Genomic DNA, 17,455 nt, shown 5'->3' on the forward strand with positions numbered 1-17,455 from the left:
GCGCACCCGGAGCACGGGCGGCACCCCCGCCGTCCCGCCCGCGGCGCTCGCCCCGGCGCCCTCGACCCCGTTCTCGCTCACCAGCCTGATCCTCGGCGTCACCTCCGTCTTCTTCGGACTGACCGTGATCGCTCCGGCCGCGGGCCTCGTCTTCGGCATCCTGGGCCTGCGGAGGGAGCCGACCGGCCGCACGCTCTCGATCTGGGGCATCGTGCTCAACTCCGTCATGCTCGGCCTCGTCCTGCTCTTCGCGATCGCCGTGCTCGTCGTGGTCGTGCTCGTGCCGCTCGCGGCCCTCGCGTCGGGCAGCGACTACCGCTGATCCGCCGCTTCCCGCGTCCCGCGCCTCCTGTCCGCTCCGGCGGCGGGAGGCGCGGTCGTTCCGCGCCCGCCGAGCGGACGCTCCGCGCCCGCGTCCGCCGCCGCCCCGCGCCCCGGCGATAGGCTGGCCGCGCAGTTCGCGAGCCCCCTGCACCCTCCGGGGCCGCACGACGACAGCAACGGAGCTGGACGTGACCCTCGCACCGAGCACCCTCCCCGACCGCGACCCGGAAGGCAGAGCCCTGGACGACACCGAGACCCCCGAAACGCGCACCGAGAGCGACTCCCTCGGCTCGATGAAGATCCCCGCCGAGGCCTACTGGGGCATCCACACGGCGCGGGCCCTCGACAACTTCCCGATCTCGAAGCGCCCCATCTCGATCTACCCCGATCTCGTCCGGTCCCTCGCCACGGTCAAGCTCGCGGCCGCCCGGGCCAACACCGAGCTCGGCACCCTCGCCCCCGCCAAGGCCGAGCTGATCGAGGCCGCGTGCCGCCGCATCATCGACGGCGAGTTCCACGACCAGTTCGTGGTCGGGGTGATCCAGGGCGGCGCCGGCACGTCGACGAACATGAACGCGAACGAGGTCGTCGCCAACGTCGCACTCGAGATCGGCGGCTTCGAGCGGGGCGACTACGCGCACCTGCACCCCCTCGACGACGTCAACCGCAGCCAGTCCACCAACGACGTCTACCCGACCGCGATCAAGATCGCGATGACCTGGTCGCTGCGCCGCCTGCTCGACGAGCTGGCGCTGCTGCGCGAGTCGTTCTCCCGCAAGGCGGTCGAGTTCGGCAGCGTCCTGAAGGTCGGCCGCACGCAGCTGCAGGACGCGGTGCCGATGACGCTCGGCCAGGAGTTCCACGGCTTCGCGACGACCCTCGGCGAGGACCACGCCCGTCTCTCCGAGACCATCTGGCTGCTCGCCGAGGTCAACATCGGAGCCACCGCGATCGGCACCGGCATCACCGCCGATCCGCGCTACGGCGCGGCCGCGGTCCGCCACCTCAACGAGATCACCGACCTCGACCTCGAGATGGCGCAGGACCTCGTCGAGGCGACGAGCGACACCGGCGTCTTCATGTCGTTCTCGAGCGCGCTCAAGCGCTCCGCGATCAAGCTGTCCAAGATCTGCAACGACCTGAGGCTCCTCTCCTCGGGCCCGCAGGCCGGCTTCGGTGAGATCAACCTGCCTCCGCGCCAGGCGGGATCGAGCATCATGCCCGGCAAGGTGAACCCGGTCATCCCCGAGGTGGTCAACCAGGTCGCCTACTCGGTGGCCGGGGCCGACGTCACGGTCACGATGGCGGCCGAGGCGGGTCAGCTCCAGCTCAACGCCTTCGAGCCGGTGATCGCGCACTCGCTGCTGCAGAGCATCACCTGGATGACGCAGGCCTGCAGGACGCTCCGCGAGAACTGCATCGACGGCATCACCGCGAACGTCGACCGGCTCGAGGCCATGGTCGCCTCCTCGGTCGGGGTCGTGACGGCGCTCACGCCGAGCATCGGCTACACCGCGTCCGCCGCCCTCGCGAAGGCCGCCCTCGCGACCGGCCGCAACATCGCCGACCTGGTGGTCGAGGCGGGGTTGATGTCGCGCGAAGAGGTCATGAGGCTCATCTCGCCGGCCCGACTCTCGGGCATCGAGGCGATGACCGCGGCGCTCCCGATCATCGACCCCGCGCCGGAGGCGTGACCGCGGCCGCGAGGCGCGCCCCGGCGTAGCTGCGCCAGGGTGCCCAGCGGCGCCCGGCCTCGGCCAGCCCGCGCTCGCCGGCGGGCAGGCCGAGCGCCGCCGCGCCCCGCCGGAGCACGGGATCCCCGGTGAGCAGGACGTCGGGATCTCCGGTCGCCCGCTGCGCCACCTCGCCCGCCGCGGCGGCGTCGATCCCGGGGACCGCCAGCAGCTGCTCGGCGAGCTCCTCCCGGTCGGCGTCGAGCCGCAGGGCTCCCTCGGCGAGCAGCGTGCAGGTCCGCACCAGCACGTCGGCGGATCCGCGGAGCATGTCGGCGGCGTGCTCGGCGATCACCGCGGGGGAGGGGAAGGCGCGTGCGATCAGTCCGCTCGCCACGGACTCCGGGAGCGTCGCGCCGAGCGCCGCGACCAGCCGTGCGGCCTCCCGCCGGCCGAGCAGCGCGCGCACCAGCGTCTCGGCCGGGTCGACGGAGCCGGGCACGCGGACACCGGGGCGGGCGGCGACGCTCGGAGCGAGTGCGGGATCGGCCGCGAGGGCCTCGTCCACCGCGCGGGCATCCGCGTCCAGGTCGAGCAGCCGCCTCACCCGGGCGACCAGCGGCCCGACGTCGGCGACGGAGACGAGCGTCGCGCTGCAGCGGACGCTCTCCCCGTCCGCCGCCAGCCGCACCAGTGCCGCGCCCCCGGGCAGGACGAGCGAGCGCGCGTAGCCGCCGGGGGACGCCTCCTCGATGCCCGGGAGCGCGGCGCCGCCGAGCACGTCGAGCACCCCGGGATCGAACGGAGCCCGCACTGCCAGCCGGAGCTCCAGCGTGGTCGCGCCGTCGTGGAAGCTCGCCTCGGAGCGCGTGCCGCGGGCCGAGGCGCGCAGGGCCGTCGGGGTCCGCTCGTACACCTCCGCCAGGGTCGCGTTGAACTGCCGGATGCTCGTGAAGCCGGCGGCGAAGGCGACGTCGGACACGGGCAGGTCGGTGCTCGTGAGCAGGAGCCGGGCGGTCTGGGCGCGCTGGGCGCGAGCGAGGGCCAGCGGAGGCGCGCCCAGCTCCTCGCGCAGGATGCGGCCGAGGTGGCGCGCGCCGTAGCCGAGCCGGGCGGCCAGCCCCTCGACCCCCTCGCGGTCGACCACTCCGTCGGCGATCAAACGCATGGCGCGCGCCGCCGTGTCGTCGCGCAGGTTCCACTCGGGGGAGCCGGGGACGGCGTCCGGCAGGCAGCGCTTGCAGGCGCGGAGCCCCGCCTCGTGCGCGGCGGCGGCCGTCGGGTAGAAGCGCACGTTCGCGCGCCGCGGCGTGATGGCGGGGCAGCTCGGACGGCAGTAGATGCCGGTGGAGTGCACGCCGGTCAGGAACCGCCCGTCGAACCGGGAGTCGCGGGAGGCGACGGCGCGGTAGCGCTCCTCGAAGAGCGGATCGGAGTCGGGCACGCCTCGAGCCTCGCACGCGGCGACGTCGAGCAGGAGCGGGAATCGGACACGGGCGTCCGCACCCCGGCCCTCCTCCACGCGCCCGGCGCGTGTCAACCGCCGACAGCGCACCCCGCCCGTGCCCTACTGTCGGCCCCATGAGCGCCTATCCGCCGCCCGCACCGCCCGCCACCGCCCGCCCCTCCGTCGTGCCGACCGTGCTCGGCTCGATCGGCGTGGCGCTCCTCGGGATCCTGCTGCTGCTCGTGCTCGCCTACGTGGTTCTCGGACTCGGCGTCAGCGCCGCGGGGATCTGCGCGGTCATCGCCCTCGTCCCGCTGACCGTGGTTCTGCTGGGCGTCCGCTGGGTCGACCGGTGGGAGCCGGAGCCCGCGCTGGGCCTGTGGTTCGCGTTCCTCTGGGGCGCGGCCGGGTCCGTCGCGATCGCGCTCCTGGTCGACCTCGGCGTGCAGATCGCCGTCTACGCGTCCGGGCAGCAGCCGAGCGGATCCGACTTCGTCGGCGCCGTGATCCAGGCGCCGCTGGTCGAGGAGACGGCCAAGGGGATCGGCGTCCTCCTCGTCCTGCTGATCTGGCGCCGGACCTTCGACGGACCCGTCGACGGCATCGTCTACGCGGCCGTCGTCGCCTCCGGGTTCGCCTTCGTCGAGAACATCCTCTACTTCGGCAGCGCGCTGGTGGAGGGCGGTCTCGGCTCGCTCGCCGTGACCTTCTTCCTCCGCGGGGTGCTCTCGCCCTTCGCGCACGTGCTCTTCACCGCCTGCACGGGCGCGGCCCTCGGCTTCGCCTCGAACCGGCCCGCCGTCGCGCGGCTGCCCATCGCCCTGCTCGGGCTGGCGCTCGCCGCGTTCCTGCACGCGCTCTGGAACGGCTCGTCGTTCCTGGTGTCCGACTGGTTCGGCTTCTACGGCGTGGTCCAGGTGCCGCTGTTCGCGGTCGCCGTGGTCGTGGTGGTGCTGCTGCGCCGGCAGGAGCGGCGCGTGACGCTCCAGCGGCTCGACGACTACGCCGTCGCCGGCTGGCTCTCGCCGGCCGAGGTGCGGATGATCGGCACCGCGGAGGGGCGCCGCACCGCCGCTCGCTGGGCCCGGAGCGCGGGAGGGGACCGGCCGCGGGCGATGCGGGACTTCCTCCGCTCGGCGACGCGGCTCGCGCACCACCGGCAGCACCTCCTGCTCGGCCGCGGCGGACGCACCGGAGCGGTCGACGAGCAGGTCCTGCTCGACGAGCTCGTCGCCCGCCGGGCGGTGCTCACCCGCTGAGCCGGGGCCGCCCCCGCTCAGCCCCGGCGCGCTAGGCGGAGGCGCTGCGCACGCGGCGCTCGCCGGCCGTCACGGGCACGCCGAGCCGGTTCTGCGCGGGCGGCAGCGGGCAGTTGTAGTGGGGCGAGAAGCCGCACGGCGGGATGTAGGCCCGGTTGAAGTCCAGGAGCACCGGACCGGGGGTGCCCGCGTCGGCCGCGCCGCCGATCCGCTGCACGACGAGGAAGCGGCCGACGGGGTAGCTCGCGAGCTCCGGGTCGTCGCTGCGGTTGGTCGGATCGCCGAACGGGACGAGGAGCGTGCCGCCGTCGTCGAACGCCGCGACCGTGTACTCGCGGGCGCGCCCGTCGTCCACGAGCGAGAAGGTGATGTCGCCGGGCACGACGAGCTCGCGGGTGGCGCCGTTGTCGCGCAGGTGCTCGAACGGGACCGTGCGGTCCTCGGCGACCGGCTCGAACCACGCCTCGAGCACCCAGGCGGCGTCGAACGGGAAGGTCTCGATGGCGTCGAAGGAGCGGATGCCGTCGGAGGCCGCGTCCCAGACGCGGTAGCCGTACTCGGGCTCGCCGGTGTCGAGGTTCTCGCGGCGCATCCGCGTCAGGGTCGCCGAGGGGCCGTAGCCGGCCAGCGCCTGCTCGTCGTCGACGCTCTCGCCGGGCTCGAGCCAGCGCGTCTCGACGAGGGCGAGATCGCCCCGGGGTCCGGTGACGCGCTCGACGCGTCGGGCGAGCCACGACTCCCAGCCGGCGCGTGCCGACTCCGTGAGGTCGATCGAGGCGCGGGAGGGGGCGGTGACGCTGCTGCTCGGAGTGGCCATGGGGCGTGCAACGCGGGGCCGTCCGGTTCTCTTCCCGGTCGATGACCGGACGGAGGACGGACACCTGCGAGAAAGAGCTCGACGCCCTGCGGCAGCGGCAGGGCCGGCTGCTCGGACGGGGCGTCGAGCTCTTCGTGAGAGAGAGGATGCTCCTCCGCGGCGCCGAGCGCAAGAGGCATCCGGATCCCGCTGTCGGCACGGGCCGCTTCGGATCGCTCGGTAGACTGGACCGCCTCTTTTCCCGCGGCCCCCGGAGCGCATCCCGCGCCTCCCGGCCCGCGGCGGCGGACCCTCGGAAGGCGGACGATGACGGACGGCAGCACTGTGCAGGCCACCGAGCTCTCTCGGGAGCGCGACTACGTGGCGGCGCTCTACGCCCGCCTCGACGAGCTGATCGCCCAGGCCCGCGAGGCTCTGGACACCGTCCGCATCGAGAGCGTCGGCGGCAACCACCAGAGCCGCTCCGAGCGCGACGCGTACGCGCGGCTCTACGAGGACCGCATCCGCTCGCTCACCGGCGCCGACGACCGGCTCGCCTTCGGCCGGCTGACGCTCGCGGACGCCGACGCCGAGCACCGCTACATCGGCCGGATCGGCCTGCGCGACGAGGAGCAGGACACGCTGCTGCTCGACTGGCGCGCCCCGCAGTCGGCCGCGTTCTACCAGGCCACCGCCGCCCGGCCGATGGGGACGCGCGCCCGGCGCCACCTCACCACTCGGGGCCGCGAGGTCCTCCGCTTCGAGGACGAGGTCTTCGACGAGGAGCTGCTGCGCGAGGGCACCGTGCTGCAGGGCGAGGGCGCGCTCATGGCGGCCCTCGGCGCGCAGCGCACCGGCCGGATGCACGACATCGTCGCGACCATCCAGAGCGAGCAGGACCGCATCATCCGGTCCGAGCTGCGCGGCGTGCTCGTCGTGCAGGGCGGGCCGGGCACCGGCAAGACCGCGGTCGCCCTGCACCGGGCCGCCTACCTCCTCTACTCCTACCGCGACCGCATCGCCTCCTCCGGCGTGCTCGTGGTCGGCCCCTCGCGGTCCTTCCTCCGCTACATCGAGGCGGTGCTGCCCTCGCTCGGCGAGACGGGCGTCGTCCTCTCGACGCTCGGCCAGCTCTACCCGGGCCTCGACCTCGTCGAGGAGGACGTGCCCGCGGTCGCCCGCGTGAAGGGCTCGGCGCGCATGGCGGAGCTGCTCAAGCGCGCGGTCCGCTCCCGCCAGACCGTCCCGGCCGAGACCCAGGTGCTCGACGTCAACGGCGAGAAGCTCCGTCTGGAGCCGCAGGACGTGGAGCGCGCGATCACCCGCGCGCGCGACACCCGCAAGCCGCACAACGAGGCGCGCGTCTCCTTCGTCAAGACGCTGCTCTCGCAGCTCACCCGCCAGCTCGCCGATCAGCTGCGGAGCCACGGCAGCACGGTCGACGAGGCCGACGAGGCGGTGCTGCGCGAGGACGTGCGGACCGCCCACGACGTCCGCGTCGCTCTCAACACCGCGTGGATCCCGCTGACCCCCGAGAAGCTGCTGCAGGACCTCTACGCCCGTCCGAACTGGTTCGCGACCCTCACGCCGCGCTGGACCGCCGCGCAGCGCTCCCTCCTCCGCCGAGACCGCGACGCTCCGTTCACGGTCTCCGACGTACCGCTGCTCGACGAGGCCGCGGAGCTGCTCGGCGCCTACGACGACCTCGCCGACGCCTCGAAGAAGGCCGAGAAGGAGCAGCGCAAGCGCGACGTCGAGAACGCGGAGGCCGCCATCCGCAACATGGGCGTCGACGGCCTCGTCAACGCCAAGGACCTCGCGGCCGGCTTCGCCGAGCGCTCGGTGCTCGGCACCACCGCCGAGCGGGCCGCGGCTGACCGCACCTGGACCTACGGGCACGTCGTGGTCGACGAGGCGCAGGAGCTCTCGCCGATGCAGTGGCGGGTGCTGCTGCGCCGCTGCCCGATGCGCTCGTTCACGATCGTGGGCGACGTCGCGCAGGCGTCCGGCGCCTCCGCCGCCTCGAGCTGGGACGCCGCGCTCCGCGATACCTTCGGCCGCCAGGGCCGGGGAGTGGAGGCGGCGCCGTGGCGCCTGGAGGAGCTGACGGTCAACTACCGCACGCCCGCGCAGATCGTCGCCTTCGCCGAGCGGACGGCGCGCGAGAACGGGCTGGAGATCACGCCGGGGGAGGCCGTGCGCTCCACCGAGTGGCCGGTGCGGACGATCCGCGACCGCGGCGACGCGAGCCTCTCGGAGCGCGTGCTGGCGGCCGTCGTCGAGGACCGGGCGATCGAGGCGGAGGGGACGCTCGCGGTCATCGCGCCCGACGACGACCTCGCCGCGATCGCCGAGCGCCTCGAGGAGCGGTTCGGCCGGGAGGTGGGCCGCGGAGCGACCGGGCTCGACCGCGCGATCGCCGTGCTCTCGACGAACGACGCCAAGGGTCTCGAGTTCGACTCCGTGATCATCGCCCGGCCTCGCCTCATCGCGCAGACCGGCGAGCGCGGCGCCGCATCGCTCTACGTCGCGATGACCCGGCCGACGCAGCGCCTCACGCTCGTGGAGTGAGTGCTCGCAGCCCGCTCCCAGACTCCGCTTCCGAGCGCCGTAGGATCGAGGCATGAGCAGCGAGAACTTGACCAAGCCCGAGGTCGACGCCCCTGAGGGCCCGGCCCCCGACACCCTCGTCGTCGAGGACATCGTCGTCGGCGACGGCGCCGAGGCGCAGCCCGGCTCGACCGTCGAGGTCCACTACCTCGGCGTCGAGTACGACAGCGGCGAGGAGTTCGACTCCTCCTGGAGCCGCGACCAGTCGATCAACTTCCCCCTCAACAACCTCATCCGCGCCTGGCAGCAGGGCATCCCGGGGATGAAGGTCGGCGGCCGCCGCAAGCTGATCTGCCCGCCCGCGCTGGCGTACGGCCCGGCCGGTGGAGGGCACCCGCTCTCCGGCAAGACCCTGATCTTCGTGATCGACCTGCTCGGCACCAAGTAGCTCCGAGCACGTGAAGAAGGCGCAGCTCCTAACGGGGCTGCGCCTTCTTCACGCGGTCGACCAGCTCGCGCCAGGCTCCGTCGAGCTCGGTCTCGCCGAGGCGGACGTGGCGCGTCTGCACGCGGATCTCGTAGACGAAGCGGTCGGCCCGGCCGGGGGACTCGCCGTCGGCGGCGTCCCAGGGGAGCGAGCCGAGCAGGTCGCGCCACGCGCCCTCGTCGGGCTGCTGCTCGACGTCGACCCGCCACACCCGGCGGAGGCCGGCGAATCCGCCGCTGCGCGACACGATGACGTCCATGCGCGCGATGCTACCCGCCTCCGCCCTCGATCGGACCGGCTCAGGCGGACAGCGTCACGCCGACCGTCGTCCAGCCGGTGCGCACGGCGGCCTCGACCTCGGAGCCGGATCCGTAGCGCTCGGCGGCGGCCCGCACGGTGAGCGCCGCGAACGCCTCGAAGTCGGCCGTCGCGGTGAGGACGCCCCCGGTCAGCACGTCGTACCAGACCTGCCCAGCGCGCTCCCACGCCTTCCCGCCGAGGGTCGTCGCCGCCACGGCGAACGCGCGGTTGGGGATCCCCGAGTTGATGTGCACTCCGCCGTTGTCGTCGTCGGTCTCGACGTAGTCGGCCATCGAGCCCGGCTGCGGGTCGGAGCCGAGGACGTCGTCGTCGTAGGCGGTGCCGGGGGCGATCATCGACCGCAGGGCCGTGCCCTGCACCTCGTCGGTGAAGAGCCCCTCGCCGATCAGCCAGCTCGCCTCATCTGCGCTCTGGCCCGCGCCGTACTGCTCCAGCAGGGCTCCGAACACGTCCGAGACCGACTCGTTGAGCGCTCCGGACTGGCCGCGGTAGACGAGGTTCGCCGTGTACTCGGTGATGCCGTGGGCGAGCTCGTGGCCGATCACGCTCTGCGAGACGGTGAAGCGGCGGAACACCTGGCCGTCCCCGTCGCCGAAGACCATCCGCGAGCCGTCCCAGAAGGCGTTGTCATAGTCGTCGCCGAAGTGCACGGTCGCGTCGAGCGGAAGCCAGGCGTCGTCGATCGAGTCGCGGCCGTACGCACCCTGCAGGAAGGCCGACATCGCGCCGAGGCCGTCGTACGCCTCGTCAACGGCCGCGTCCCCCGTGGCAGCCTCGCCCTCGCGGCGGACGACCGTGCCGGGCAGCGTCTCCTCGGTCCGCGCGTCCGCGATGGTGCGCTGGAGGGACTGCACGCGGGTGCGCGGCGAGGACGTCGCGGCGGCGGTCGGCGCCCCGCGGTCGGGCGCGGGCTCTCCGGGCCGGACGCGCCGGAACGGCACGTCCTGCTCGAGCGAGCGGCTCGCGGCCCGCGCGGCCCGGGCGAAGGCCGGATCGTCGAGGCGGGCGATGCGGACGAGGAGGTACGGCGGCACGACGGTTCGTCTCATGCCCCGATCCTGGCACCGACGTCCGACACGGTCCCGGGCTCGCCCGGCGGGCCCGCATACGGTAGCGCCGAGCGGTAGCGTGAGCGCGACGAGCGGTTTCCAGCGATCCGGGGCCAGGCCCCGAGGACGACGAGGGCGGACATGGGCATCATCACGCGGGGCTTCTTCGGCAAGAGGGAGGCGAACCCGGACCTCCCGCCGGGCCAGCACCTCGAGAACGGCTTCCCCGTCCTCTCGATCGGGCCCACCCCGAACATCCACGAGTGGGCCTTCTCCATCGACGGCGGCCCCGCGGGCGTCCGCCGCTGGAACCGGGAGGAGTTCGACGCGCTTCCGCACGAGGACGTGCACACCGACATCCACTGCGTGACCCGGTGGTCGAAGCTCGGCACCAGCTGGCGCGGCGTCTCGGTCGACACGCTGCTGGAGGGCCTGGAGACGGACGCCGGCTTCGTCATGGCGCAGAGCTTCGGCGGCTACACGACGAACCTCCCGCTCGCCGAGATCCGCGGCGGGAGGGCCTGGGTCGTCACCGAGTTCGAGGGGAAGCCCCTCGCGGCCGAGCACGGCGGCCCCGCCCGGCTCCTGGTGCCGCACCTCTACTTCTGGAAGAGCGCGAAGTGGGTCCGGACGCTCCGCCTGATGCCCGGCGACGAGCCCGGCTTCTGGGAGCAGAACGGCTACCACATGCACGGGGACCCCTGGAAAGAGGAGCGCTACTGGTGATGTGGACGGAGGCGGTGGCCGAGTCGGTCGCGCCGCTCACGCCCACGTCGCGCCTCCTGGTGCTCCGCGTGCCCGGGTGGCCGGGCCACCTGGCGGGGCAGCACCTCGACGTGCGCCTCACCGCGCCCGACGGCTACCAGGCGAGCCGCTCCTACTCGATCGGCGCCCCGGCCGACGGGGAGCGGGTCGAGCTCGCGGTCGAGAGGCTGGACGACGGGGAGGTCTCCCCGTACCTGGTCGACGGACTCGAAGCGGGCGACCGGCTCGAGATCCGCGGTCCGATCGGCGGCTGGTTCGTCTGGCGCCCCGAGCAGGCGGAGCCGGTGCAGCTGATCGCGGGCGGGAGCGGCGTGGTGCCGCTGATGGCGATGGCGCGCGAGCACGCCCGGTCCGGGAGCGCGGCGCGGATGCAGCTGCTCTACTCGGTCCGCTCGCCCGTCTTCGCCTACTACCGCGAGGAGCTGGCGGCGCTCGCCGAGCGGCCGGCCGCGACGGGCGGAGTCGCGGTGGACCACGTCTTCACCCGGGCGGCGCCGGCGGGAGCGGCGCGTCCGGCCGGCCGCGTCACTCCGGAGCTGCTCGCCGAGGCGGCTCTGCCGGCCCCGCTCGAGCCGACCGTCTACGTGTGCGGCCCGACCTCGTTCGTCGAGGCCGTCGCCACCGCCCTGGTCGAGCAGGGCCACGCGCCCGAGCGCGTCCGCACCGAGCGCTTCGGCGGCGCCTGACGCCTTTCCCCGCGAGGCGCCGCGCCCCGGCGGCGCCCCGGAGGAGGGATCACTCGAAGGAGACGGTGCGGTTCTCTCCGATGTCGGGCTGTCCGCCGGTGACGGCGGCCTTGAGGACCTTGAACAGCACCACCGGACGCGGCTCGTCGGTCGCCCACAGCTCGACGGTCTCGGCCTCGACGCGGATCAGCGCGACGGTCGGGTCGTCCTTGCCGTCGGGGAACCAGCCGGCGACGGCCGGGGACCACAGCTCGTCCACCTTCGCCGGGTCGTGCACGACGGTCGCCGAGCCGGCCACCGACAGGTAGCCCTTCTTCGACTCGAACGCGACGTTGACGCTCGGGTTCGCGCGGATGTCGTCGACCTTGGGCGACGGGTCCTGCGTGAAGAACCACAGCTCGCCGTCGAAGTCGATGTCCTGGGCCTTGAGCGGACGGCTGACGAGCTGCCCGGTGGCGTTGACGGTGGTGAGGAGCCCGATCCCGGCGCTCTTCACCATCTCGGTGATCTGCTCGCGGTCGTCGGAGTCGGCGGGAGTGATGTCGGTGTCGGTCATGGTGCCGACGCTACGCGGACCGTGCGCCGCCGCAAGGGGTGGCGACGCCTCACCGCGCGTGTCTAGCGTCGAGGCATGGACACCGAATCGACGTACACCGCCATCCTCGACAGCGGAGCGGAGCAGGAGAGCATCCGCCTCGAGATGATCGACGGCTCCCCGCAGCGCTCCTTCACCCGCCTGGCCGACATCGACGGCGAGGAGGTCGAGGTGGTCTGGGAGCTGGAGCCCGACGACGACGGCTTCCACGTCTACCGCCCGGTGCGGGTCGAGGGCCGCGACGACGACAGCGGACTGGTCTCGGACGACCGGCTGACCGACGGCGGCGGCGCCGACGCGGCCTCCGGCGACTGATCCCCGGCGCGCCCGTCCGCCGGCCTGAGCCGAGCGGGCGGGCGCGCTGTCCCATCCGGCTCGAGGGAGACGCCCCTCCGCTCAGGCCGTCGGGTGGAGGGCGTCGTACGCGCGGAACCCCGGCCGCAGGCGCAGCACCGCGGCGAGGATCGCGATGATCGCGAGCCCGCCCGCGAGCGGCGGCAGCCAGAGCAGCGCGAGCGAGGCGAGCAGTCCCGTGTAGAGGTCGCCGACCCGCGGGCCGCCCGTCACCACGACGATGAACACGCCCTGGAGACGACCCCTCATGTTGTCCGGGACCGCGGTCTGCAGCATCGTCTGCCGGAAGATCGAGCTGACGTTGTCGGAGGCGCCCGCGCCGGCCAGGGCGACCGCCGCCAGCGCGATGAGCACCGCGTTCGGCGCCGACGCGTCGTGCTGCACGAGTGCGGCACCGAGCAGGACCGCGCCGAACGCGACCACGAACGCTCCGTACACCTGGATCGAGCGGCCGATCGCGAGGCCCTGCCGGCGGACCCCGGTGAGCCGGCCGGAGAAGACGCCGCTGATCAGCGCCCCGATCGCGAACGCGGCCGTGAGGGCGCCCACCGTCACCGCGCCTCCGCCGAGCAGCACGGCGGCGGCCGCCGGGAAGACCACGCGCGGCTGTCCGAAGGTCATGGCCACGATGTCGACCAGGAAGGACATCCGGATGTTCGGGGCGCCCTTCAGGAAGCCCAGGCCGTAGCGGAGGGACTCCAGCCCCGGCCGCTGCCGCTCGCCCTCGGGCACGAGCGCCGGCAGCCCCGCGATGCCGAGGAACGCAGCGAGGAACAGCACGACGTCGATCGTGTACGTGATCGCGAAGCCGGAGGAGGCGACCAGCACGCCGGCGAGGGCGGGCCCCACGGTCACCTCGACTCCGCTCGCGATGCCGCCCAGCGCGGCGGCGGCGGGGACCAGCTCGGTGCGGAGCAGCCGCGGAGCCAGCGTCATCCGGGTGGTCACGATCACCGTCGTCGCCACCGCGTTCACGGCGGTGAGCACGTAGAGGGAGAGCGGGGTCTCGGCGCCGAGCCAGGCGAGGGCCGCGATCCCCGCGGTCGAGCCCCAGGCCACGACCGCGGCGAGCAGGAGCACCAGGCGGCGGTCGAACGCGTCGGCGAGCATCCCGCCGTAGAGGCCGGCGATCACGGTCGGGACCAGCGCCACCACGCCGACCAGCGCGACCGCGAGGGTCGATCCGGTGAGCTCGTAGATGTGCAGGCCGACCGCGACGATCGTCATCTGGCCGCCGATGCCCGAGATCACGTTGCCGGCCCAGAGCCGGGCGAAGGCCGGGGACTCGCGGAGGGGGGAGACGTCGAGGACGTGGCTGCGCCGGGGGGCGCGGGGGGTCTGGCTCACTCGCTCCATTCTGCTGACTCCGCCGCCCCGGCGGGCCGCGTCGCGTCGATCCGGGGGCTCAGGGGTCATCCCCTAGGGTGAGAGGCATGAGCACGTCATCCGACGGCGCGCCCGGGCGTCAGGGTCCTCCTGCCCCGCGAGCAGCCGGAGCCGCCCCCTCGCGACGCTCGATCCGCACCGCCGCCGAGGCGGGCGCGCGTCGCGCGGCGGCCGCCACGGGCGGTCGGCGCAGCTCCACGGGCGGCGTCCGCGCCGGAGCCGCTCGGACCGGTGCCACGGCCTCGGGAGCTCGCGGGTTCCTCCGCCGCTACGGAGCCGGGATCGTCTCGGTCCTCCTGGCCGTCCTCGCCGTCCCGCTGTCGTTCTTCGTCTGGTACGCCCTGATCTCGCTCGGCGCCTACCCGGGCGACCAGGCCGTCAGCGACCTGCTGGTCGGCGTGCTCTACACCGCGCTCGTGCACGCGGTCCTGCTCGCCGGGATCCTGCTCGCCGTCTCCACCCTCCGCGCCCGGCGTCGCGAGAAGCGCCCGCCCATCGCCGGCTGGATCGGCGTGGTCCTCAACGTCATCGTGCTCGTCTACTGGCAGCTGCTGGTCTCGCCGTGGCTCGTCGTGCTCTGGAACCGGGCCACCGGCTCCTGATACCGCCCTCCCTCTGGTAGAGTCGTCCGGTTGCCGTTCGACGGCCGCGGATCAAGAGAGCCCACGCATCAGGCGCCGGGCACCGCGCAACGAGAGAGAGGGGATCCCATATATGGCACTCGAAGCAGATGTCAAGAAGGCGATCATCGAAGAGTACGCGACCCACCCCGGTGACACCGGATCCCCCGAGGTGCAGGTGGCCGTCCTGACCAAGCGGATCAAGGACCTCACCGAGCACCTCAAGGAGCACAAGCACGACCACCACTCGCGTCGTGGTCTGCTGCTGCTCGTGGGTCAGCGTCGTCGACTCCTCGGCTACCTGTCGGATGTGGACATCAACCGCTACCGCTCGCTGATCGAGCGTCTCGGTCTGCGCCGCTAGCTCCTCCTGGAGCAGGGCGCGGTCTCGATGACACCGCGAACTTCTTGCCGAACGGGCCGTCCTCCTCGCGGAGGGCGGCCCGTTCCGCGTTCCCGGGCGGACGAGGCGCGCGGCGCCGGTCAGGGCAGGGGAGCGGGGCGGTCGACTCCGCCCCACGAGTAGCCGCTCGAGGCCGAGAACCAGTCGGCCGCGGCCCGCTGGAGCGCCGTGTCCTCCTCGGGGCGGCCGGGAGCCTCCACGGCGTCGACGAGCCCGGGCAGGGCGATCCGCCAGGCCGCCGCGCTGCGCTGGGCGCGGGCCCAGTCGCGCGCGCACACCGGGTCCTCGGCCGCCGCAGCGAGAGCCCGCGGCGAGGTCACCCGCCAGCCGGTGTCCGACTCCGCGACCACGACCGCGCAGGTGAGCGCGGCGCCGCGGATGATGCTGTCGGGACCGGCGGAGGGGCCGATCGCCTGATCCTGAGCCGCGACCACCGCGGTGAGCGCGAGCTGCAGCCGGGTCGAGGGCTCGTCGGGCCGCGGTCGGATCCTCCCGTCGCCGGCCGAGACCGAGGCCGCCGATCCGGGTGCGAGGAGCAGTCCGGAGGAGGACTGCGACGCGTGCAGGCTCAGCAGCCCCGTCACTCCGTCCGTCCCGCTCGTCACGCCCCGCACCGAGGAGTCGCCGAGACTCCAGACGACGGGGGTGCGGTTGTGGATCGTGAGGCGCCGGTGGTCCTCGTCGAGGCAGGCCACGAGGTGGCCGGCCGGCACGCCCGCTCCGCCCTCGAAGGCGGACGAGGCGGCCAGCAGCTCCCGGGCGTCGTCGCACTGGGCGGGGGCGTCGGAGGCGGCGGCGGCCTGGTCGGCGACCGGCGCCCGGGGGGCGAGGGAGCCGTGCACGCTCGCGACCGCCGCCGTGGTGAGCGCCGCGGCGGCGAGGAGGAGGACCACGCCGCGCCTGCCCATCCTCCGCACCTCCTGGTCGGAGGCTAGCCCGGCACGGGCGCTCGGGCCAGCGCCGCGAGGGGCCCTCGAAGCGTCCGGCAGGAATTCTTTCGAGGAATCTCAGACCGGGTGCATCCGAGGAGGCGCCTCGGGCGGAAGTAGTGGTGAAGGCCCTTCTCGACCACCCCCCGACCCCTCGCGGGTCCCATCGTGAAAGAGGAACACCGTGACCACCTCCCGCTTCTCCCGCAGCCTGCTCGCCGGTGCCTGCATCGGAACCCTGGCCGTCGTCGGCATCGCCACAACGCCCGCCGCCGCCGCCGACGCCGACTCGGCCGACCTCTCGGTCCTGCACGCCGTCCCCGACACCCCGGTCGACGTCTACGTCGACGGCAAGCTGACGCTCGACGACTTCACCCCCGGCTCGCTCGCCGGCCCGCTCGACCTCCCCACCGGCACCTACAAGGTCGCCATCACGGCCTCCACCGCCGCGGACGCCAGCGCCCCCGTGATCGGCCCGATCGACATCAGCCTCGAGGCGGGGAAGAGCTACACCGTCGCGGCGCACCTCAAGCCCGACAACACCCCCACCGCGACCCTCTTCACCAACGACATCTCGAAGACCGCCGCGGGCGAGGGCCGGCTCACGGTCCGCCACATCGCCGCCGCTCCGGCCGTGGACATCCTCGCCGGAGGGTCGCCCGTCCTGACGAACGTGACGAACCCGAACGAGGGCGTGCTGAACCTCGCCCCGGCCACGATCTCGACCGTGGTCGCCGCGACCGGGACCACCGCGCCGGTCATCGGCCCGGCCGACGTGCAGGTCCAGGAGGGCGTGAACACGATCGTCTACGCCTGGGGCAGCCTGGAGAAGGGCAACCTCGCTCTCGCGACGCAGACCATCGACGGACTGCACTCCTCGCCGTCGGGCGTCCCCGCCGGTGAGGCCGGCCTCGCCGCGGACAACCGCCCCGACGCCGCCGCGGGCTGGTGGGGCGGAGCACTGCTCGCCGCCCTCGCCGCCGCCGGCGCCGTGCTGATCGGCCGCCGCACCGCCGCCTCGCGTCGCTGACCCGAGGAACCGACCGCCGGGTCGGCCGTGCTGGAGCGCGGCCGTCCCGGCACCCCCGACCACGACCCAGGAGGACGCCATGAGCCGGAGCCCCTTCCCTCTGCGCGTCCTCGCCGTGGTCGGGCTGATCGTGGCCGGTGCCGGTCTCGCCGGATGCGCGGCGCAGGAGTCCCGGGTGGAGCCCGCTCCCGCCGCCGTCTCCTCGGCGCCCCAGCAGCCGGTGCCGGCCACGGTCCCCTCCTCGCCCACGGCGGCCCCGCCGGAAGCGGTGCCGTCCGTCCCGGTGGCGGACGCCCGGCTCGGCGCGACCCCCGCCCCCACCGCGCTCGCTCCCGAGCGGCTCGTCGTCGAGGGGCTCCCCGTCGACATGGCCGTCGAGCCGGTCGGAGTCGCGGACGACGGCACGATGGAGCTCGTGCCCGACACGCAGGTCGCCGGCTGGTACCGCTTCGGCGCCGGCCTCGACGAGCCGGAGGGCACGGTCGTGATCGCCGCGCACGTCGACTCCCTCGCCTACGGCCTCGGGCCGTTCGTCGAGCTGAAGAAGGCGGTCCCGGGCCAGACCGTGACCCTCACCGGCGCGGACGGCGCGGAGCGCGCGTACACCGTCTCGACGGTGGAGACCACGGAGAAGACCACGGTCGACCTCTCGGCCGTGTTCGCCGCCGACGGACCGCCGCGGCTGGTCCTGATCACCTGCGGCGGCGACTTCGACTACGACACCCGCCACTACCTCAGCAACGTGGTGGTCACGGCCGTCCCGGCCGGCTGATCCGCCCGC

Annotated in this window: 19 protein-coding genes; 12 read left to right on the plus strand and 7 right to left on the minus strand. The window is 73.9% G+C overall.

Annotated features, from left to right (window positions below; all coding sequences use genetic code 11):
• Together C5B92_RS17340 and C5B92_RS11465 are read left to right on the plus strand one after the other, a co-directional pair.
• Positions 1-322 (plus strand): DUF4190 domain-containing protein (locus tag C5B92_RS17340; protein WP_104350415.1); only part of this gene is annotated, 322 nt, incomplete at its 5' end.
• Positions 323-563: 241 nt separating this feature from the next.
• Complete coding sequence (locus tag C5B92_RS11465; protein ID WP_258061382.1) at positions 564-2,018, plus strand: aspartate ammonia-lyase; 1,455 nt, start codon at positions 564-566, stop codon at positions 2,016-2,018.
• Here C5B92_RS11465 and C5B92_RS11470 read toward each other — a convergent pair.
• On the minus strand, positions 1,993-3,441 hold the full coding sequence (locus C5B92_RS11470) for a DNA-3-methyladenine glycosylase 2 family protein (RefSeq protein WP_181028813.1): 1,449 nt from the start codon (positions 3,439-3,441) through the stop codon (positions 1,993-1,995). The genes C5B92_RS11465 and C5B92_RS11470 overlap by 26 nt on opposite strands.
• 137 nt (positions 3,442-3,578) lie before the next feature.
• Between C5B92_RS11470 and C5B92_RS11475 the strand changes: the two genes are divergently transcribed.
• On the plus strand, positions 3,579-4,703 hold the full coding sequence (locus C5B92_RS11475; protein ID WP_104233243.1) for a PrsW family intramembrane metalloprotease: 1,125 nt from the start codon (positions 3,579-3,581) through the stop codon (positions 4,701-4,703).
• A gap of 31 nt (positions 4,704-4,734) precedes the next feature.
• Here the strand turns inward: C5B92_RS11475 and C5B92_RS11480 are convergent, their stop codons facing one another.
• Positions 4,735-5,520, minus strand: a complete 786-nt coding sequence (locus C5B92_RS11480) for a DUF1684 domain-containing protein (protein WP_104233244.1) — start codon at positions 5,518-5,520, stop codon at positions 4,735-4,737.
• 306 nt (positions 5,521-5,826) lie between these two features.
• Between C5B92_RS11480 and C5B92_RS11485 the strand changes: the two genes are divergently transcribed.
• Positions 5,827-8,070 carry a UvrD-helicase domain-containing protein gene (locus C5B92_RS11485; protein WP_104274068.1) on the plus strand — a complete coding sequence of 748 codons (2,244 nt, stop codon included), beginning with the start codon at positions 5,827-5,829 and terminating at the stop codon, positions 8,068-8,070.
• A gap of 52 nt (positions 8,071-8,122) precedes the next feature.
• Positions 8,123-8,497: an FKBP-type peptidyl-prolyl cis-trans isomerase gene (locus C5B92_RS11490; protein ID WP_104267071.1), complete on the plus strand. Its 375-nt coding sequence runs from the start codon at positions 8,123-8,125 to the stop codon at positions 8,495-8,497.
• A 28-nt stretch (positions 8,498-8,525) separates the two neighbouring features.
• On the opposite strand, the gene C5B92_RS11495 is transcribed toward C5B92_RS11490, so the two are convergent.
• Together C5B92_RS11495 and C5B92_RS11500 are read right to left on the minus strand one after the other, a co-directional pair.
• Positions 8,526-8,795, minus strand: coding sequence for a protealysin inhibitor emfourin (locus C5B92_RS11495; RefSeq protein ID WP_104274067.1), 270 nt, complete (start codon positions 8,793-8,795; stop codon positions 8,526-8,528).
• 40 nt (positions 8,796-8,835) lie between these two features.
• On the minus strand, positions 8,836-9,906 hold the full coding sequence (locus C5B92_RS11500) for a M4 family metallopeptidase (RefSeq protein ID WP_104260613.1): 1,071 nt from the start codon (positions 9,904-9,906) through the stop codon (positions 8,836-8,838).
• Positions 9,907-10,047: 141 nt separating this feature from the next.
• Between C5B92_RS11500 and C5B92_RS11505 the strand changes: the two genes are divergently transcribed.
• The gene (locus C5B92_RS11505; RefSeq protein ID WP_104350416.1) at positions 10,048-10,632 is read left to right on the plus strand and encodes a molybdopterin-dependent oxidoreductase; all 585 of its coding nucleotides are present in this window, start codon (positions 10,048-10,050) and stop codon (positions 10,630-10,632) included.
• Positions 10,632-11,357 carry a ferredoxin reductase gene (locus C5B92_RS11510; RefSeq protein ID WP_104255556.1) on the plus strand — a complete coding sequence of 242 codons (726 nt, stop codon included), beginning with the start codon at positions 10,632-10,634 and terminating at the stop codon, positions 11,355-11,357. The genes C5B92_RS11505 and C5B92_RS11510 overlap by 1 nt, the downstream gene beginning before the upstream one ends.
• A 49-nt stretch (positions 11,358-11,406) precedes the next feature.
• On the opposite strand, the gene C5B92_RS11515 is transcribed toward C5B92_RS11510, so the two are convergent.
• Positions 11,407-11,913, minus strand: coding sequence for a pyridoxamine 5'-phosphate oxidase family protein (locus C5B92_RS11515; RefSeq protein WP_104224818.1), 507 nt, complete (start codon positions 11,911-11,913; stop codon positions 11,407-11,409).
• A gap of 75 nt (positions 11,914-11,988) precedes the next feature.
• Between C5B92_RS11515 and C5B92_RS11520 the strand changes: the two genes are divergently transcribed.
• On the plus strand, positions 11,989-12,267 hold the full coding sequence (locus C5B92_RS11520) for a hypothetical protein (RefSeq protein WP_104224817.1): 279 nt from the start codon (positions 11,989-11,991) through the stop codon (positions 12,265-12,267).
• Between the two features lie 81 nt (positions 12,268-12,348).
• On the opposite strand, the gene C5B92_RS11525 is transcribed toward C5B92_RS11520, so the two are convergent.
• Complete coding sequence (locus tag C5B92_RS11525) at positions 12,349-13,653, minus strand: MFS transporter (protein WP_258061373.1); 1,305 nt, start codon at positions 13,651-13,653, stop codon at positions 12,349-12,351.
• Positions 13,654-13,739: 86 nt separating this feature from the next.
• On the opposite strand from C5B92_RS11525, the gene C5B92_RS11530 reads away from it, so the two are divergent.
• Positions 13,740-14,294, plus strand: a complete 555-nt coding sequence (locus C5B92_RS11530) for a hypothetical protein (RefSeq protein ID WP_104274064.1) — start codon at positions 13,740-13,742, stop codon at positions 14,292-14,294.
• A 112-nt stretch (positions 14,295-14,406) separates the two neighbouring features.
• Entirely contained in the window at positions 14,407-14,676 is a 270-nt protein-coding gene (gene rpsO, locus C5B92_RS11535) for a 30S ribosomal protein S15 (protein ID WP_068252328.1), read from the plus strand.
• A 119-nt stretch (positions 14,677-14,795) separates the two neighbouring features.
• Here rpsO and C5B92_RS11540 read toward each other — a convergent pair whose 3' ends face one another.
• On the minus strand, positions 14,796-15,623 hold the full coding sequence (locus tag C5B92_RS11540; RefSeq protein ID WP_104224814.1) for a hypothetical protein: 828 nt from the start codon (positions 15,621-15,623) through the stop codon (positions 14,796-14,798).
• A gap of 205 nt (positions 15,624-15,828) precedes the next feature.
• On the opposite strand from C5B92_RS11540, the gene C5B92_RS11545 reads away from it, so the two are divergent.
• A complete protein-coding gene (locus C5B92_RS11545; RefSeq protein WP_104255559.1) occupies positions 15,829-16,674 on the plus strand; it encodes a DUF4397 domain-containing protein in 846 nt (281 codons plus the stop codon).
• A 79-nt stretch (positions 16,675-16,753) separates the two neighbouring features.
• Positions 16,754-17,446, plus strand: coding sequence for a class F sortase (locus tag C5B92_RS11550; RefSeq protein ID WP_104255560.1), 693 nt, complete (start codon positions 16,754-16,756; stop codon positions 17,444-17,446).
• Positions 17,447-17,455 lie beyond the last annotated feature (9 nt).

The sequence above is a fragment of the Rathayibacter sp. AY1A4 genome, from assembly GCF_002930955.1.
In the GTDB taxonomy this organism is placed as follows: Bacteria; Actinomycetota; Actinomycetes; order Actinomycetales; family Microbacteriaceae; genus Rathayibacter.

What these genes read in the sequence shown, in the direction of transcription:
- C5B92_RS11485 (WP_104274068.1), top strand. Translation starts at nt 5,827, where the DNA reads ATGACGGACGGCAGCACTGTGCAGGCCACCGAGCTCTCTCGGGAGCGC.
- C5B92_RS11480 (WP_104233244.1), bottom strand. Translation starts at nt 5,520, where the DNA reads ATGGCCACTCCGAGCAGCAGCGTCACCGCCCCCTCCCGCGCCTCGATC.
- C5B92_RS11495 (WP_104274067.1), bottom strand. Translation starts at nt 8,795, where the DNA reads ATGGACGTCATCGTGTCGCGCAGCGGCGGATTCGCCGGCCTCCGCCGG.
- C5B92_RS11475 (WP_104233243.1), top strand. Translation starts at nt 3,579, where the DNA reads ATGAGCGCCTATCCGCCGCCCGCACCGCCCGCCACCGCCCGCCCCTCC.
- rpsO (WP_068252328.1), top strand. Translation starts at nt 14,407, where the DNA reads ATGGCACTCGAAGCAGATGTCAAGAAGGCGATCATCGAAGAGTACGCG.
- C5B92_RS11515 (WP_104224818.1), bottom strand. Translation starts at nt 11,913, where the DNA reads ATGACCGACACCGACATCACTCCCGCCGACTCCGACGACCGCGAGCAG.
- C5B92_RS11510 (WP_104255556.1), top strand. Translation starts at nt 10,632, where the DNA reads ATGTGGACGGAGGCGGTGGCCGAGTCGGTCGCGCCGCTCACGCCCACG.
- C5B92_RS11530 (WP_104274064.1), top strand. Translation starts at nt 13,740, where the DNA reads ATGAGCACGTCATCCGACGGCGCGCCCGGGCGTCAGGGTCCTCCTGCC.
- C5B92_RS11490 (WP_104267071.1), top strand. Translation starts at nt 8,123, where the DNA reads ATGAGCAGCGAGAACTTGACCAAGCCCGAGGTCGACGCCCCTGAGGGC.
- C5B92_RS11500 (WP_104260613.1), bottom strand. Translation starts at nt 9,906, where the DNA reads ATGAGACGAACCGTCGTGCCGCCGTACCTCCTCGTCCGCATCGCCCGC.
- C5B92_RS11520 (WP_104224817.1), top strand. Translation starts at nt 11,989, where the DNA reads ATGGACACCGAATCGACGTACACCGCCATCCTCGACAGCGGAGCGGAG.
- C5B92_RS11540 (WP_104224814.1), bottom strand. Translation starts at nt 15,623, where the DNA reads ATGGGCAGGCGCGGCGTGGTCCTCCTCCTCGCCGCCGCGGCGCTCACC.
- C5B92_RS11550 (WP_104255560.1), top strand. Translation starts at nt 16,754, where the DNA reads ATGAGCCGGAGCCCCTTCCCTCTGCGCGTCCTCGCCGTGGTCGGGCTG.
- C5B92_RS11505 (WP_104350416.1), top strand. Translation starts at nt 10,048, where the DNA reads ATGGGCATCATCACGCGGGGCTTCTTCGGCAAGAGGGAGGCGAACCCG.